Source organism: Brachybacterium sp. GCM10030268 (assembly GCF_042666305.1).
Lineage (GTDB): Bacteria > Actinomycetota > Actinomycetes > Actinomycetales > Dermabacteraceae > Brachybacterium.
Window position 1 is genome coordinate 127,738 of sequence record NZ_JBHTCW010000004.1, and the last position, 14,178, is coordinate 141,915.

General features: G+C 71.4%; 14 protein-coding genes. 5 read left to right on the top strand and 9 right to left on the bottom strand.

Translation table 11 applies throughout. The features are described from left to right. Positions 1-38 precede the first annotated feature (38 nt). The 9 genes from ACFQRD_RS08120 to mshD form a co-directional block, all read right to left on the bottom strand. Positions 39-1,391: an FtsX-like permease family protein gene (locus ACFQRD_RS08120; RefSeq protein WP_377018285.1), complete on the bottom strand. Its 1,353-nt coding sequence runs from the start codon at positions 1,389-1,391 to the stop codon at positions 39-41. Next, entirely contained in the window at positions 1,388-2,281 is an 894-nt protein-coding gene (locus ACFQRD_RS08125) for an ABC transporter ATP-binding protein (RefSeq protein WP_377018286.1), read from the bottom strand. The genes ACFQRD_RS08120 and ACFQRD_RS08125 overlap by 4 nt, the downstream gene beginning before the upstream one ends. A 92-nt stretch (positions 2,282-2,373) precedes the next feature. Next, the gene (pstB, locus tag ACFQRD_RS08130; protein WP_377018287.1) at positions 2,374-3,159 is read right to left on the bottom strand and encodes a phosphate ABC transporter ATP-binding protein PstB; all 786 of its coding nucleotides are present in this window, start codon (positions 3,157-3,159) and stop codon (positions 2,374-2,376) included. Between the two features lie 26 nt (positions 3,160-3,185). Further along, a complete protein-coding gene (pstA, locus tag ACFQRD_RS08135) occupies positions 3,186-4,349 on the bottom strand; it encodes a phosphate ABC transporter permease PstA (RefSeq protein ID WP_377803729.1) in 1,164 nt (387 codons plus the stop codon). A gap of 7 nt (positions 4,350-4,356) precedes the next feature. Further along, positions 4,357-5,373: a phosphate ABC transporter permease subunit PstC gene (gene pstC, locus ACFQRD_RS08140; protein ID WP_377792952.1), complete on the bottom strand. Its 1,017-nt coding sequence runs from the start codon at positions 5,371-5,373 to the stop codon at positions 4,357-4,359. Positions 5,374-5,481: 108 nt separating this feature from the next. Further along, positions 5,482-6,642 carry a phosphate ABC transporter substrate-binding protein PstS gene (pstS, locus tag ACFQRD_RS08145; protein ID WP_377803730.1) on the bottom strand — a complete coding sequence of 387 codons (1,161 nt, stop codon included), beginning with the start codon at positions 6,640-6,642 and terminating at the stop codon, positions 5,482-5,484. A 237-nt stretch (positions 6,643-6,879) separates the two neighbouring features. Next, a complete protein-coding gene (locus ACFQRD_RS08150) occupies positions 6,880-7,419 on the bottom strand; it encodes a DUF4190 domain-containing protein (RefSeq protein WP_377803731.1) in 540 nt (179 codons plus the stop codon). A gap of 72 nt (positions 7,420-7,491) precedes the next feature. Further along, positions 7,492-8,436, bottom strand: coding sequence for an NUDIX domain-containing protein (locus ACFQRD_RS08155; RefSeq protein WP_377792949.1), 945 nt, complete (start codon positions 8,434-8,436; stop codon positions 7,492-7,494). 3 nt (positions 8,437-8,439) lie between these two features. Beyond that, complete coding sequence (gene mshD, locus ACFQRD_RS08160; RefSeq protein ID WP_377803732.1) at positions 8,440-9,363, bottom strand: mycothiol synthase; 924 nt, start codon at positions 9,361-9,363, stop codon at positions 8,440-8,442. Between the two features lie 137 nt (positions 9,364-9,500). On the opposite strand from mshD, the gene ACFQRD_RS08165 reads away from it, so the two are divergent. The 5 genes from ACFQRD_RS08165 to ACFQRD_RS08185 all read left to right on the top strand — a co-directional run bounded on the left by ACFQRD_RS08165 (position 9,501) and on the right by ACFQRD_RS08185 (position 14,175). Continuing rightward, positions 9,501-10,250, top strand: coding sequence for a hypothetical protein (locus ACFQRD_RS08165; RefSeq protein ID WP_377803733.1), 750 nt, complete (start codon positions 9,501-9,503; stop codon positions 10,248-10,250). 193 nt (positions 10,251-10,443) lie between these two features. Then, entirely contained in the window at positions 10,444-11,130 is a 687-nt protein-coding gene (locus tag ACFQRD_RS08170) for a heme-binding beta-barrel domain-containing protein (RefSeq protein WP_377018295.1), read from the top strand. Beyond that, a complete protein-coding gene (locus ACFQRD_RS08175) occupies positions 11,123-12,244 on the top strand; it encodes a YgfZ/GcvT domain-containing protein (protein WP_377803734.1) in 1,122 nt (373 codons plus the stop codon). The genes ACFQRD_RS08170 and ACFQRD_RS08175 overlap by 8 nt, the downstream gene beginning before the upstream one ends. 192 nt (positions 12,245-12,436) lie before the next feature. Continuing rightward, entirely contained in the window at positions 12,437-12,871 is a 435-nt protein-coding gene (locus ACFQRD_RS08180; protein ID WP_377792944.1) for a hypothetical protein, read from the top strand. Then, positions 12,868-14,175 (top strand): aromatic acid exporter family protein, encoded by a 1,308-nt coding sequence (locus ACFQRD_RS08185; protein ID WP_377018298.1) that lies wholly within the window; start codon positions 12,868-12,870, stop codon positions 14,173-14,175. The genes ACFQRD_RS08180 and ACFQRD_RS08185 overlap by 4 nt, the downstream gene beginning before the upstream one ends. Positions 14,176-14,178 lie beyond the last annotated feature (3 nt).

Genomic DNA, 14,178 nt, shown 5'->3' on the forward strand with positions numbered 1-14,178 from the left:
GCCGCTCCCCCGCCGCGGCGGGACGGCCGGCCCGGCCCTCAGACCGCCCGCAGCGCGTAGCGCCTGACCAGCGGCGAGGCGACGAGCACGGCGGCGATGACCAGCGCATAGGCTCCCAGCACGCACAGCACGTACTGGACCGCGCCCATCGGGTTGTTCGGGGCGCCGCCGAAGACGGCCGAGACGACCATCAGCGCGGTGCCGGTGGCGAGGATCGAGCTCAGCGCCACGGGCACCGAGATCTCCGCGATCCGGGCCCGGTGCAGCTGGCCGACCTCCGCGCCGGCGATGTGCTGGGCGCGCAGCGTGGGCGCCTGGTCGATGACCCGAGCGGTCTGGGTCACTCCCGTGCTCACGGCTGCGAGCACCGCGGCGATGCCGAGGGTGAGGATACCGCCGGTGAACATGGCCGTCATCAGCATCTGCTCCTCCGGGCTCGCGGTCTGCGACAGCAGCGAGAGCACGGTCAGGAACCCGGCGATGACCAGAGCGAAGGTGATGCCTGAGACGGCGCGCCAGCCGGCCCTGGGATCTGCAGCCAGGCGGCGAGCACCCACCAGCAGCGACGGTGTGGGGGCGAGCCTCGCCAGTGCCAGCGCGGCGATCCAGACGATGAACGGGCCCACCACGTTCACACCGGCGACGATCGCTCCGATGAACAGGACCATGATCGCCAGCGCGGCCCCGATGCTGCCGGACTGGCCCAGGAGGGCCGGACCGATCTGCATGAAGGCGAAGAAGCCCACGATCAGAGCCGCCCAGAGGATCACGCGGATCACGGACATGCGCACCACGCGCGAATCCCGGGCGACGCCCAGCGGGCTGAGCACCACGCCCGTCAGGGACACGGCGGCCGAACCGACGGCGAGCAGGACGAGGCCGAGCACCAGCAGCGGGTAGGCCCACCACGGCATCAGCAGGTCCGCCGTCGTGAACGGGGTGATCCCGAAGTCCAGCCGGGTCAGCGCCGGGGTGACGGCGACGTGGACGCCGATGCCGAGAACGCCGCCGAGCAGTGCCTGAGCGGCGACGTCGAGCACCGCCACGGAGCCCACCTGGCCACTGGTCCCGCCGACCAGGCGCATGGTGGCCAGGTCGCGCTCGCGCCGGGCGAGGGAGAGCCGGGCGGCGGATCCGCCCAGGCCGATGGCACTGGGCACCAGGAGCACGGAAGCGATCATCGCGCAGATCACGAGCGCGCCCATGATCTCCGCCTCGCCGCCGGTTCCCGGCCCGGCTCCGGAGGGCATACGGCCGACGAAGGCCGCTGCGCCCCCGATGACGGTCGCCGTGATGGCGGTGGAGGCGGTGAACGCGATGACCGGCAGGATGTCCGCGAGGGCGCCGCGCCGGCGCAGCAGGAGCGGGGCGGTCGCGAGCAGCGCCCTCATCGGGACACCGCCTGACCGGGGCCCGAGGCTGCGTACTGGCCGGCACCGTGGTCAGTGGATGGCTCGGCGGTCTCCGGGCGGAAGAACTCCTGGGCGATGCGCCCGTCGCGCATGGTCACGGTGCGGCGGCAGGCGGCGGCGACCGAGGAGTCGTGGGTGACCATCACCAGGCTGGCGCCGGAATCGCGGCAGGACTCCACCAGGATGTTCAGCACCGCCTGGCCGGTGGCCTGGTCGAGGGCGCCGGTGGGCTCGTCGGCGAAGACGACCGAGGGACCTCCGGCCAGGGCGCGGGCGATCGCGACGCGCTGGGCCTGGCCGCCGGAGAGCTGGGTGGGACGACGGTCGTGCATGCCCTGCAGCCCGAGGCGGTCCAGCCAGGAGGCGGCCTCAGCGGTCGCGGCGCGGCGGGAGGTGCCCGCCAGCATGCGCGGCAGGATCACGTTCTCCAGCGCGGTCAGCTCCGGCAGCAGCTGGCCGTCCTGGAAGACGAAGCCGAAGTCGTCGCGGCGCAGACGGGTCCGCTTGCGGTCACCGAGGGCGGCGAGATCGGTGCCGTCGTGCTCGACGCTGCCGGACGTCGGCCGCAGGATCCCCGCCAGGATGTGCAGCAGCGTGGTCTTGCCGCAGCCCGAAGGGCCCATCACGGCCAGCGAGTCGGCGCGACCGATATCGAGGTCCACTCCGTCCAGAGCATGGGTCGCGGCCCCGGCGGCACCGTAGGTCATGATCAGGCGCCGGGCGGAGAGCACCGGGGCCGGGCGCATCGGGACGGCCTGAGCGGGAGCCCCGTTCTGAGCGGCGGCGGCATGAGGCGGGCCCGCATGCTGGGCCGGTGCCGGGTAGCGGGCCGGAGCCGCCGCGGGATGAGGGTTCGGTGCGGTGTTCATGCGCCCAGGATCGTCGGCCCGCCCGTGGACGCGCATCGGCCCCGGGATCGATCTCCCGGGGCCGACGTCAGACTGTGGGTGGAGGACGGCTCTCAGCCGAAGCGGCCGGAGATGTAGTCCTCCGTCTCCTTGTTCGAGGGGTTGGTGAACATCTTCTCGGTGTCGTCGACCTCGATCAGGTGGCCGGGCTTGCCGGTGCCCGCGATGTTGAAGAAGCCGGTGCGATCGGAGACGCGCGAGGCCTGCTGCATGTTGTGCGTCACGATCACGATCGTGTACTCCTGCTTCAGCTCGTGGATCAGGTCCTCGATCGCGAGCGTCGAGATCGGGTCCAGGGCTGAGCAGGGCTCGTCCATGAGGACGACCTCGGGGCGGACGGCGATGGTGCGGGCGATGCACAGGCGCTGCTGCTGGCCGCCGGAGAGACCCATGCCGGGCCGGTCCAGACGGTCCTTGACCTCTTCCCAGAGGTTGGCGCCCCGCAGTGCCTGCTCGGCCAGCTCGTCAGCGGCGTTCTTCGACATGCGACGGTTGTTGAGCTTCACGCCCGCCAGCACGTTGTCGCGGATCGACATGGTCGGGAAGGGGTTCGCCTTCTGGAACACCATGCCGACGCGGCGCCGCACGTTGACCGGGTCGATCCTCGGGTCGTAGATGTCCTCGCCGTTGATCTCGACCTTGCCCTTGGCGTAGGCACCGGGGATGACCTCGTGCATACGGTTCAGGGTGCGCAGGAACGTCGACTTGCCGCAGCCGGAGGGGCCGATCAGGGCCGTCACCGAGCGGGGCCGGATCTGGACGTCCACGCCTTCCACGGCCAGGAAGTCGCCGTAATAGATGTCGAGATCCTCGACGTTGATGGGCTGAGGGGCTGCCATCAGGGTCCTTTCGCGGGGGCTTCGGCTCAGCGGCTGAGCTTCGGGGAGAAGTAGTAGCTGACCAGGCGGGCGACGATGTTGAGCACCATCACGATGAGGATGAGGGTGAAGGCCGCCGCCCACGCACGGTCGATGTTCGTCGTGATCGAGCAGTTGTAGACCTCATCGGTGATCGGATTCCTCACCGTATCGTTCATGCAGTTCGCACTGCCCGCGCGGTACTGCTGGTTGATGAACGTCGGCAGGGTCGCCATGCGTCCGTCGAACATGTTCCAGTTCACGCCCGTCACCATGCCGACCGTCAGCAGCAGAGGCGCGGTCTCGCCGATGACGCGGGCGATGGCGAGGGTGACGCCGGTGGTCAGGCCCGCGATGGCCGTACGCAGCACGACCTTGACGATGGTCAGCCACTTCGGCACGCCCAGGGCGTAGGAGGCCTCGCGCAGGTCCATCGGGACCAGCCGCAGCATCTCTTCGCTCGAGCGCACCACGGTGGGGATCATCAGCAGCGACAGTGCCACGGCGCCCATGATGCCCATGCGCACGCTGTCGTCCGGCATGAAGGCGATGAACAGCGCCAAGCCGAACAGACCGGCGACGATCGAGGGGATACCGGTCATCACGTCGACGAGGAACGTCACCCCCTGCCCCAGGACCCTGCGCCAGCCCACGTCCGCGTACTCGACCAGGAAGATGGCCGTGAACAGGCCGATCGGGATGGAGATGATCGAGGCCCACAGGGTGATCAGCAGTGTGCCGACCGCCGCATGGAGCACACCGCCTGCGTCGGCGCCGCCGATCACGCCGGACATGGAATCGGTCCAGAAGGAGAAGGGAGTGGGTGCGGCTTCGACCGCACGGACCAGGCCGCGGCCGACCACCTCCCACAGCAGCGAGAGCAGGGGGAACATCGAGACCGCGAAGGCGCCGATCACGGTCAGCATCATCAGCCGGTCCATCGCCCAGCGGCGACCTTCCCGGATACGGGAGTAGGTGTAGCCGAAGACGAGATGGAGGAGGAAGCCCAGCACGATCGCCGAGGCGATGGAGAGGCCGTCGAAGATCGCCAGGACGGCGATGGCCACCAGCAGGCCGGCCAGGCCGGTCAGGAGCAGGTGGTACCAGGGCAGCCGGCGCTCGTCGTGGCGACGTCGGACGGAGGTGTTCTCGGTGGTGGTTGTGGAGCTCATGAGGACCTCAGCTCTGCACGCCGCTGCGCGCGACGATCCAGCGGGCGAGGGCGTTGATGATGAACGTCAGCACGAACAGCACCAGGCCCACGAAGATCAGCAGGGACATGTCGACGCCGGACGCCTCGGCCTGCCGGGAGGCGATGTTCGCGGCGATGGTCTGGTGCCTGCCCACCTCGAGGATGTGGAAGGAGAAGGTGGCCCCGGGCGCCAGGATCATCAGCACGGCCATGGTCTCTCCCAGCGCGCGGCCGAGCCCGAGCATGGAGGCGGCGACCACGCCGCTGCGACCGAAGGGCAGCACCACGGTGCGCACGGTCTCCCAGCGGGTCGCCCCGAGCGCCAGAGCCGCCTCCTCCTGGAGGCGCGGCGTCTGCAGGAACACCTCGCGGGCGACTGCGGTGATGATCGGCAGCACCATCACGGCCAGCACCACCGAGGCGGAGGCGAGGTTGTTCATGGGGGCCGTCGGATCCCCGGCGAACAGAGCGATCACCGGGTCCCCTCCGACCCAGGGGATGAACTCGGGCCAGACGGGCCAGCTGCCCAGCGTGCTGTTGAGGAGCTTGTACAGCGGCTCGAGCTTGGGGACCAGCCAGATACCGCCCCACAGTCCGTAGACCACGGAGGGCACGGCGGCCAGCAGATCGATCATGTAGCCGAGACCGGAGGCCATCTTGCGCGGCGCGTAGTGCGAGATGAACAGCGCGATGCCCATGGCGACGGGGATCGCCATGGCCAGTGCCATGGCCGCGGCCAGCACGGTGCCGAAGATGTACGGCAGCGTGTAGGAGACCAGCGAGAACTCCCCCTCGGCCTCGCCGACGACCTCGGTGCTGACGCGGATGGCCGGCACCGATTCGCTGCCGAGGAAGATGGCCACCGCGGCGAGGGTCAGGAAGATGAGGACGCCCGAGCCGATGCTCAGATAGGAGAAGAGGGAGTCCCCGAAGCGGCGATTGCTGCTCCTGAGGGAGGCCGGAGGGGCCTCCGGCGTGTCTGGCTCGACGTCGGTGGTGCTCAACAGGTGCCTTCCTCAGAGCTCACGGGACAGGGACAGGGGCGGTGACGCGCCGATGCCGCCGGGTCACGAAGGACCCGGCGGCACGGCAGTGTGCATCTGGCAGGATTCTCAGCCCGCGGTGATGCCGTCGATGGAAGCCTGCGCATCCTCGGAGAGGGCGGGGGTCAGCGGAGCGGAGCCGGCGTTCTCGGCAGCCGTCTGCTGGCCGTCCTCGGAGACGATGTAGGAAGCGTAGGCCTTGACGGCGTCGGCCGTCGCCCGATCCCCGTAGGAACCGCACAGCGCCAGGTAGGAGACCAGGACGATCGGGTAGACGCCCTCCTCGGTGGTGGTGCGGTCCAGCTCCATGACGATGTCGTTCTCCTCGCGGCCCTCGGCGCGCGGGGAGACCTCGACGGCCTTGGCGGCGGCCTCGGGAGTGTAGTCCACGAACTCCTCGCCGACCTGGATGCTGGCCACGCCGAGGTTGCCGGCCTGCGAGGCATCGGCATACCCGATGGTGCCGTTGCCGCCCTCGACGGTGGAGATCAGACCCGAGGTGCCGTCACCGGACTGGCCGCCTTCGATGGGCCAGGTCTCGATCGGGCCGTGCGTCCACGCGTCGGACGCGACCTGGGAGAGGTAGTCGGTGAAGTTCTCGGTGGTCCCGGAATCGTCCGAACGGTGGACCGGCACGATATCCTGGTCGGGCAGATCGACATCCGGGTTCTCGTCGGCGATGGCCGGGTCGTTCCACGTGGTGATGTCGCCCGCGAAGATGCCGGCGAGGGCCTCCGGGGTGAGGTTGAGGTTGTCGACACCCTCGAGGTTGAACACCACGGCGATCGGGGAGATGTAGACCGGGAGGTCGAAGGCCTGCTCACCGTTGCACACCTCGGTGGAGGAGGCGAGCTCCTCCTCGTCCAGGGCGGCGTCGGTGCCGGCGAACTTCACCTGGCCGGAGAGAAACTGCTCGCGACCGGTTCCCGAGCCGGTGGCGTCGTAGGTGACCTGGATGTCGCCACCCTCGGCCTGGACCATGCCCATGAAGGACTCGGTCCACGCGGTCTGGGCGGCCTGGGCCGAAGAGGCACCCGAGCCGGCGAGGTTCCCGGTGAGGCTGGCGTAGTCGACGCCGGCGGCGCCGCCGCCGTCGGACGCCGAACCGCCGCCGTTGCCGCCGTCGCCACCGTCGGTCTCCCCGCTGCCCCCACCGCAGGCAGAGAGCGCGAGCCCGCCGGCCAGGCCGAGCGCGGCGAGTGAGACGAGCTTGTTCTTGCGAACGTTCACTTCGAGTCCTTTCGGGGCCGAGGGCCCGGGGTGATTACTGCGGAGACGTCTTTCGCCGGTGACGCTAGGGAGCGCAGATGACACGGCACCCGCTCTCGTGTGAACAGCGGGTGAACAACCCTCCGGGATGCATGAACGCGCAGGTCAGTTCGTAGATACGATCGGGTCACAGTTCTGGTTACGAAGTTATCACGGGGCTGCGCGCGAGGCTCGTGAGCGCTTTCGCTGCGACGACGCTCACGTTGCCTCCACGATGGCGAAGACGATGATGGCCCCGATGTAGAGGACCATGAGCAGGAACGGGATCATGCCGATCAGGGAGGTCACGAGCCCGGCGATCGCAAGGCCCCGGCCGCTGCGCGGCGGGTCCGCCTCCGGTGACGTGGCGCGCATGCCCAGGGCCGAGAAGACGATGCCCACCGGGGCGGTGAGACCTGCACACATGACCAGACCCGCCAGTCCCAGGATGAAGCCCGTGATGGCGTGGCTCGAGCTCGGGGGCAGCTGCACGTACGGACCGGGCGGCCCGGGCACGGGAACTCCGGCGGAGTACGAGGCGTGCCCTGCCGGCGCTCCGGACCCCTGAGCCAGGACCGACGATCCGAACCCCTCGCCGGCCGGCGGGTCCGTGGCATACGGGTCGCCCGCTGACGGCGAGCCCGCATACGGCGTGCCCGCATAGGGGTCGCCCGCTGATGGCGAGCCCGCATACGGGTCGCCCGCGGATGGCGAGCCCCAGGAATACCCGGAGTGCCCCGGTCCCTGATCCATGCTCATGCCCTTCTCCTTCTCCTCGTCCTCGCAGCGTCGCCGCGAGGACCTCCGGGTGGCGTCCGCCCGCGCCCGGGCTCAGCCGATGTTGGGAAGATGCCGCTCGATCGCGACCACGGAACCCTGCGGTGTCGTATGCAGCATCAGGGCCTCGCCGGCGGCCAGGAACGGATTCTCGCGCGGCAGCTCGAGAGCGGCGCCGGGCCGGGCGACGTCCCGCACGCTCTGGATCACCGTCGGCAGGACGGGCCGGTGCGTGCACACCACCGTGCCGCGCGCCTCGTGCAGCACCCTGGCCATCACCGCGGCGGTCCGAGAGGGATGAGCCTCATGGCCGGCCTCGGTCAGCTCATCCTTGGTACGGATCGTCAGCCCCTCGATGCGGGCCACGGGCTCGACGGTGCGCAGACATCGCTGCCACGGGCTGCTCAGCACGCTGTCGGGGTCGAATGCGTCGATCAGCGGCGGCAGGGCCTGCGCCTGCTTGCGTCCCTTGGAGTTCAGCGGCCGGGACTTCTCGCCCTTGCGCCACTTCGCCCGGGACACGGCGGCCCCGTGGCGCTGGACGATGATCGGCACGGTGACCAGCTCCTCGGCATCGAGATAGCGACGCAGCGCCACCAGGGAGACCTGGTCGCCCTGGCGGGTGACCAGGGACTCCGCCTCGTCGAGCCCTACCCACCGCACCTCGTCGATCTCACCGGGGTCCAGCGGCCCGGGCGCGGTCTTCGCCCGCACCGTCCCCGTCCAGTACTGCACGATCTTGGTGCGGCCGTCGGGCAACAGGTACACCGATGCGGGCAGCGGCCGGTGCAGACGCACGCGGTACCCCGTCTCCTCGGCCACCTCGCGCACGGCGGCCGCCGGAAAGGTCTCGCCCTTGTCGAGCTTCCCCTTGGGCACGGACCAGTCGTCGTAGCGCGGGCGGTGGACGAGCATCACCTCGATACCCTCAGTGCCCTCCCGCCAGGCGAGAGCACCGGCAGCGAGCACGGGCGGCGGCTTGCCGGGGGCGACGCGCACGGGTCAGGCCTTCGCCGCCGCGCGCATCTGCACGTCCCGGCCCGAGACGGTGAAGCCCCACGCCTCGTACAGGCGCAGTGCCGCGGTGTTGTCTGCCTCGACGTAGAGCTCGACGCCGGGCACGCCCGCGGCCTGCAGCCGCCGCAGCGCCGCAGCCAGCAGGTACCCCGCCACACCGTGGCCCTGGACGGACGGCGCGGTGGCGACGACGTAGATCTCGGCGTCGGCCTCGGGGCCCTCCGCCGCGTCCCGCTTGATCCACACGAATCCGACCAGCTCCTCGTGCTGGAGGGCGACCAGCAGGTCGCCGGCGTCGAACCAGGGCTCGGCCAGCCGCCGGTCCAGATCGGCCCGCCCCAGCGAGCCCTGCTCGGGGTGATCGGCGAACGCCAGCGCATTGACCTCGACCCAGCGATCCGCATCGCGCTCGAGGTCGAAGGAGTCCAGCCGGAAGTCCTCGAGCGTCGGGACGGCGACGTCCCGCACCGGATCCCCGGCGGCGAGCTCTCGACGCAGCGTGAGCAGTCGGCGGGTCTCGTGCATGCCCGCAGCGGTGAGGAAGGCGAGCGACCCGTCGAGGGCGCCGTGGGCCCAGACGCCCGCATCGGGACGCAGCTCGAGGGCGGCTCGCAGCAGCGCCGTGCCGTGCCCGCGCCGGCGATGGCCGGGATGAACCATGCCCTGGACGGTGCCGTCGGGCAGCACGCTCGCGTAGCCGAGCAGCGTCTCCGCCGCGGCCGGATCGGCTCCGGGGTCCGTGCTGTGCTCGGGTCCGGCGGGCAGGAGCAGGTGCTGTGCGGAATCTCCCGTCAGGGCGAGCCGCGCCGCCTCGTCCAGCGGGGAGACTCCGTCGTGCGCGGTGACTGCATCGAGCAGCTCACGGGCCGCGTCGCGCTGGGTCTGCGACAGGGCAGCCGTCGTGATCATGGGGTCCTTCCGGGGCTCGGACGGTTCGCTGTGGATGCCGCCGCCTGCGGGCGCTCGTAGACTGACACTGTAGCGCCCGCCTGACCACGCTCGTCGGCGACGGCGAAGTGACCGGAACCGAGTGCGAGGGAGGCCTCATGACCGCTCCCGAGCGCGCCCCGCTCGGTGCCGCACTGGCGCTGCTGCTGACTCTGATCTCGCTGACCGGCCCGCTGTCGCCGGTGGTGATGGCGACGTTCGTGGCCCTGCTCACCGTGCTGCTGGGTATCGCCTGGCCGGGCCTGCTCGAGCTCCGTTCCGCGGTCGGGACGGCGGTGGTGATGGCGGGCACCGGTATCGCCGGCGCCGTGATCGTCTCCGCCCCGTCCGACCGCATCGCCCCGATGACCGGGATCGTGATGGCGTGCGCCGTCGGGGTGTTCGCCTCCTTCGTCCACCAGATGCTGCGCCGGGACCGGCGGGACCTGACGGCCTCTCTCACCGGCACGGTGGCAGGGGTGTTCGCGGCCGGGGTCGCGGCGTGCTGGGTGCTGGCGCAGGCCCAGGCCGCCGCCGAGGGCCGGGCCGCTCTGGTCTCGGCCATCGCGGCGGGTCTCGCCGCGACTCTCCTGATCAACGCCACGGCGCTGCCGGCCGGCCTGCGTTTCGTGCTCTCCGCGGGCGCGGGCGCCGGGGTGACGGCGGCGCTGGCCTCTGCGCTCCTGGTGGTGTCGCTGCCCCTGGCGATCGGACTCGGCCTCGTGGTCGCGATCGGGGGCAGCTGTGCGCATCTGCTGGCAGGGTCCTCCCTGGTGGCGCGGGAGCCGGTCCCCTCGCTCGCGGTGGCGGTGGTGCCCGTGGCCACCATCGGTGTGGTCGCCCACCTCGCGGTGATGCTGCTGCCCTGAGCGCTCCCGGCCGCTCCCCGGACCGCTCCGTCGCGCACTGCTCGCCGCAGCTCGTGGACGATAGACTCTGCGGCATGTCCGCGCTCTCCCTGATCTTCATCTCGCTCGTGGTCCTGGTGGGTCTCGGCACCCTGGCATTCGCCCTCCTGGTGCTGCTGCGCCTGTTCGACCGCTGAGCGGCTGATCGGCTCCCATGCCCATCACACTCGACCCCTCCCTCCCGGAGCCGCTGTACCCGCTCGCCTGGCTGATCGGCAGCTGGCAGGGCTCCGGAGCCCTCCATCGCCCCGGGGATCCCGACGCCGGCGAACGCCGCGTCCAGCAGCACCTGGTGTGCACCGCCCGCGAGGACGGCACCATGGGCTGGCGCTCGACGATCCACGAGATCGACGCGCCCGCCCCGCTCCCTCCCACCAGCGCCTTCGCCCGGGCGGACGCGCCCCCTGCCGCGGGCACGGGCGAGCGCACCCTGCTGATGCGTGAGGACGGCATCTGGACCGTCGGCGACGTGCTGCCCGGCCAGGATGTCGCCGCGGCCCGCGCGGCCAAGCCGGGCGATCCCGCCAGCTTCCTGTCCTACGGGCTGCGGGCGCGTTTCGAGCGCCGGGACCGGGCCGGAGAGCACGCGGCCGGTGAGGACTCGCCCCGTGACGACCCGGCCGGCCCGGAATGGGCCGGTGAGGTCCGGGGACCCCGCATCCAGCTCGCCCTGGGCGAGCCCGCGGCGGATGGCAGCCCCGAGGTCACGGCGACCCGCATGTTCGGGTACGTCGGCGGCAACCTGATGTGGCTGTGGGAGCAGCGGGTCCCCGGCGCCGCGAGCGAGACCGGCGAGACCGACATGACCCCCTACATCTCCGTGGAGCTCCACCGTGCCTGAGACCGACCGTCACATCCGCCCGCTGCTGAGCACAGGAGCCGTCCTCGGCGACGGCCCGGATGCGGCGGTGCCCGCCCACTACGGCGCACCGCTGCGCGAACAGCGCCGGCTGCTGGATGGCCGCGCCGTCGTCGACCTCGGCCACTTCGAGGTGCTCGAGGTCACCGGCCCCGACGCCCGCAGCTGGATGACCACCGTGACCACCCAGGTCCTCGAGGGCATCCCCGTCGGCTCCTCGGCCAGCCTCGCCGTGCTCTCGCCGCAGGGCCGGGTCGAGCACCTCGCCTCCGCCGTGGTCACCGCGGAGGAGACCCTGCTGCTGGTGCTCGATGCCGGAGCCCGTGCAGGCCTTCGCCGCTACCTGGAGATGATGCGCTTCGCGGCGCGCATCGAGCTGACCGACCGTGATGACCTGCGCGTTCTCGGCGGCACCGCGCCGGCCGCCGACGTCCTGCCCGAGCTCGACCTGCCCGCTCCCGCCGCCGTCTGGTCCGAGCCCTGGCCGCAGGTCGCCCCCGGCGGGGTGGCCTACGGGCCGGATCCCGACGACCCGGTGGGCGCCGTGCTCACCGTCGCCGATGCCGACGCTCTCGCTCAGCTGCCCTGGCGCTCCGAGCACCTCGCCGGGATGTCCTCATGGGAAGCGCTGCGGATCGCCGACCACCGCGCCCGGGCGGCCCGGGAGGTGGACGAGCGCAGCATCCCCCACGAGCTCGATCTGCTGCGCACCACCGTGCACACCACCAAGGGCTGCTACCGCGGCCAGGAGACCGTCGCGAAGGTCCTCAACCTCGGCCAGCCCCCGCGCCGCCTGGTCATGCTCCACCTGGACGGCTCGCAGGACGTGCCCGCCGCCCCCGGCGGCGAGGTGCGTCTCGGCGGGTCCGACGGGAAGGTCATCGGCGCCGTCACCTCCGCGGCCCTGCACGTCGATCTCGGGCCGATCGCGCTGGCCGTGGTCCGTCGAGCGGTCCCGCTCGACGCCGCTCTGGCCGTGGAGGTCCCTGTCTCCGCCGCCGACGGGGAGACGAGCTCGGTGTGGATCGATGCGTCGCAGGAGCCGGTCGTGGTGCCCCGCGACCACGGCGACCGACCGGCGACCGCCAAGCTCTGAGGCGCGCACAGCACGGCAGGTGCCGGCCGTGGGTGCGCCCCTGGCCGGTGCCGGCGCCCGAGCCGGTCGTCCCGTCCCGGCACCCGTACCGTTCGGCCCGCCCGAACGTCCACGCAGCCTGCACAGCATTCGCACCGCTCTCCTACCGTGCTCGACCTGCGGCGCCCGGACGGGCCTGGAACAATGGGGACCATGAGTGCACAGGGCGAGCAGCAGGACTGGAGCCGGCAGCGACGACAGGTGCTCGAGGCCAAGGAGCAGGCGCTGCACGCCGCCCGCGAGGACGAGCACCTCAGGGCCACCGCCACCATCCGTGACGCGGTCGCACGATTCCGGGAGGCCGGGATCCATCCGATCCCGCTGCGCGCCCGGCCGTACACCGGCGGCGGGACGATCCGCACCTCACTCCGCGGCTGGTACCTCAAGCGCGACCGGTCCCTCGCGGTCGACGCCGAGGGCCGTTACTACGTGATGCGGGTCGACGGCGGCCTGCGGTCCCGGCTGCGCGGCGCCACACCTGCCCCGTCGCCGGCACCGCTGGTGGTGGGCCGCGGAGCCCGCGACGGCGACACGTTCCGGCTCGAGGAGCTGCTGGAGATGCGGCTCGAGGACCCGGTGCGCCCATGAGCCAGGCCTCTCCTCCGCCCGGGGGGACTCCGCAGCGGGCTCCCCTGCTCGATCGCGTCCGCGGGGCCGTCGCCGGCTGGCTGGCCCAGGGCGCCTCCCGCGGCCGCTCCGACGCCGTGACCGTCACCCGCGCGGCGGTGGCGGCCGCCCTCGCCTACCTGCTCAGCGGCCTGATCTGGGATCACCAGTACCCGTTCTTCGCCTCGATCGCCGCGTTCGTCATCATCGGATTCGGCATCGAGAAGAAGGTCCGCAAGATCTTCGAGATGGCCGCCGGAGTGATGCTCGGCGTGGTCATCGGCGAGATCGCCCGCTCCCTGATCGGCTCCGGCACCTGGCAGATCCTGGTCGTCGTGTTCGTCGCCGGGATGCTCGCGCGCTTCATCGACTCCAGCAACCTCTTCGGGATCCAGACCGCGATCCAGTCCCTGCTGGTGACCATCATGCCGCTCACCCCGAACATGACCCCGGGCGGGCGCGTGCTGGATGCGCTGACGGGCGTGGTCGTCGCGATCGTGATCCATCTGCTGTTCTCGGGGGATCCTCGGCGCCCCCAGCGCCGGGCTGCATGCTCGTTCTTCCAGGAGCTGGAGGACACGTTGGTCTCTCTCGCCCTGGCCGCACGCAGCGGTGATCGCGGCGTCGCCCAGGCAGCACTGGTGAGCATTCGCAACAACTCCCAGAAGTACACCGATGAGTGGCAGCTGGCCAATGACGCCGCCAACGAGATGGCCACCTTCTCCCCCGCGGGGCTGCGTCACGCCGGCGACGTCGGCCGCCTGCAGCACCTGCTGGTGGGCTCTGACCGCGCGATGCGCAACATGCGGGTGATCGCCCGGCACGAGGTGGAGTTCCTCGACGCCGTGCGCGGGGATGCGCATTCGACCCTGGCCGACGCGCTGCTGGCCGCGCGCGACGCCGTGACGGAGCTGGGGACGGCCGTACGGCACGACGAGGTCGACTTCACCGAGGCCCGGCGCAAGCTGCGCCTGTTCGCCTCCTACCTGACCCCCGAGATGCTGCTGCGCAACGACGAGGGCGTGCGGCCGGGCCGTGCCGGCCACTTCGAGGGAGTCACCCTCGCGATCCAGCTGCGCTCCCTGGCCATCGACCTGCTCCAGGCCACGGGGCTGACCTCCCAGGAGGCCAAGCAGTTCCTGCCCAGCCTGCTCGTCGCCGCCGACGGGGACGCGATCGGCCCGCGCCTGATGACGCAGGAGATGAAGGCGGTCGAACCGCCGGCCACCACGGAGGCGCTCGAACTGCTGATCACCGACCGCTCCGACCCCGATCGGCGCAGCTGAGGC

Bases quoted from the DNA above. Each gene is read 5' to 3' on its own strand.
- pstA (WP_377803729.1), bottom strand. From the start codon at position 4,349: ATGAGCTCCACAACCACCACCGAGAACACCTCCGTCCGACGTCGCCAC.
- ACFQRD_RS08180 (WP_377792944.1), top strand. From the start codon at position 12,437: ATGAGTGCACAGGGCGAGCAGCAGGACTGGAGCCGGCAGCGACGACAG.
- ACFQRD_RS08170 (WP_377018295.1), top strand. From the start codon at position 10,444: ATGCCCATCACACTCGACCCCTCCCTCCCGGAGCCGCTGTACCCGCTC.
- ACFQRD_RS08125 (WP_377018286.1), bottom strand. From the start codon at position 2,281: ATGAACACCGCACCGAACCCTCATCCCGCGGCGGCTCCGGCCCGCTAC.
- ACFQRD_RS08185 (WP_377018298.1), top strand. From the start codon at position 12,868: ATGAGCCAGGCCTCTCCTCCGCCCGGGGGGACTCCGCAGCGGGCTCCC.
- ACFQRD_RS08150 (WP_377803731.1), bottom strand. From the start codon at position 7,419: ATGAGCATGGATCAGGGACCGGGGCACTCCGGGTATTCCTGGGGCTCG.
- mshD (WP_377803732.1), bottom strand. From the start codon at position 9,363: ATGATCACGACGGCTGCCCTGTCGCAGACCCAGCGCGACGCGGCCCGT.
- pstB (WP_377018287.1), bottom strand. From the start codon at position 3,159: ATGGCAGCCCCTCAGCCCATCAACGTCGAGGATCTCGACATCTATTAC.
- ACFQRD_RS08165 (WP_377803733.1), top strand. From the start codon at position 9,501: ATGACCGCTCCCGAGCGCGCCCCGCTCGGTGCCGCACTGGCGCTGCTG.
- ACFQRD_RS08120 (WP_377018285.1), bottom strand. From the start codon at position 1,391: ATGAGGGCGCTGCTCGCGACCGCCCCGCTCCTGCTGCGCCGGCGCGGC.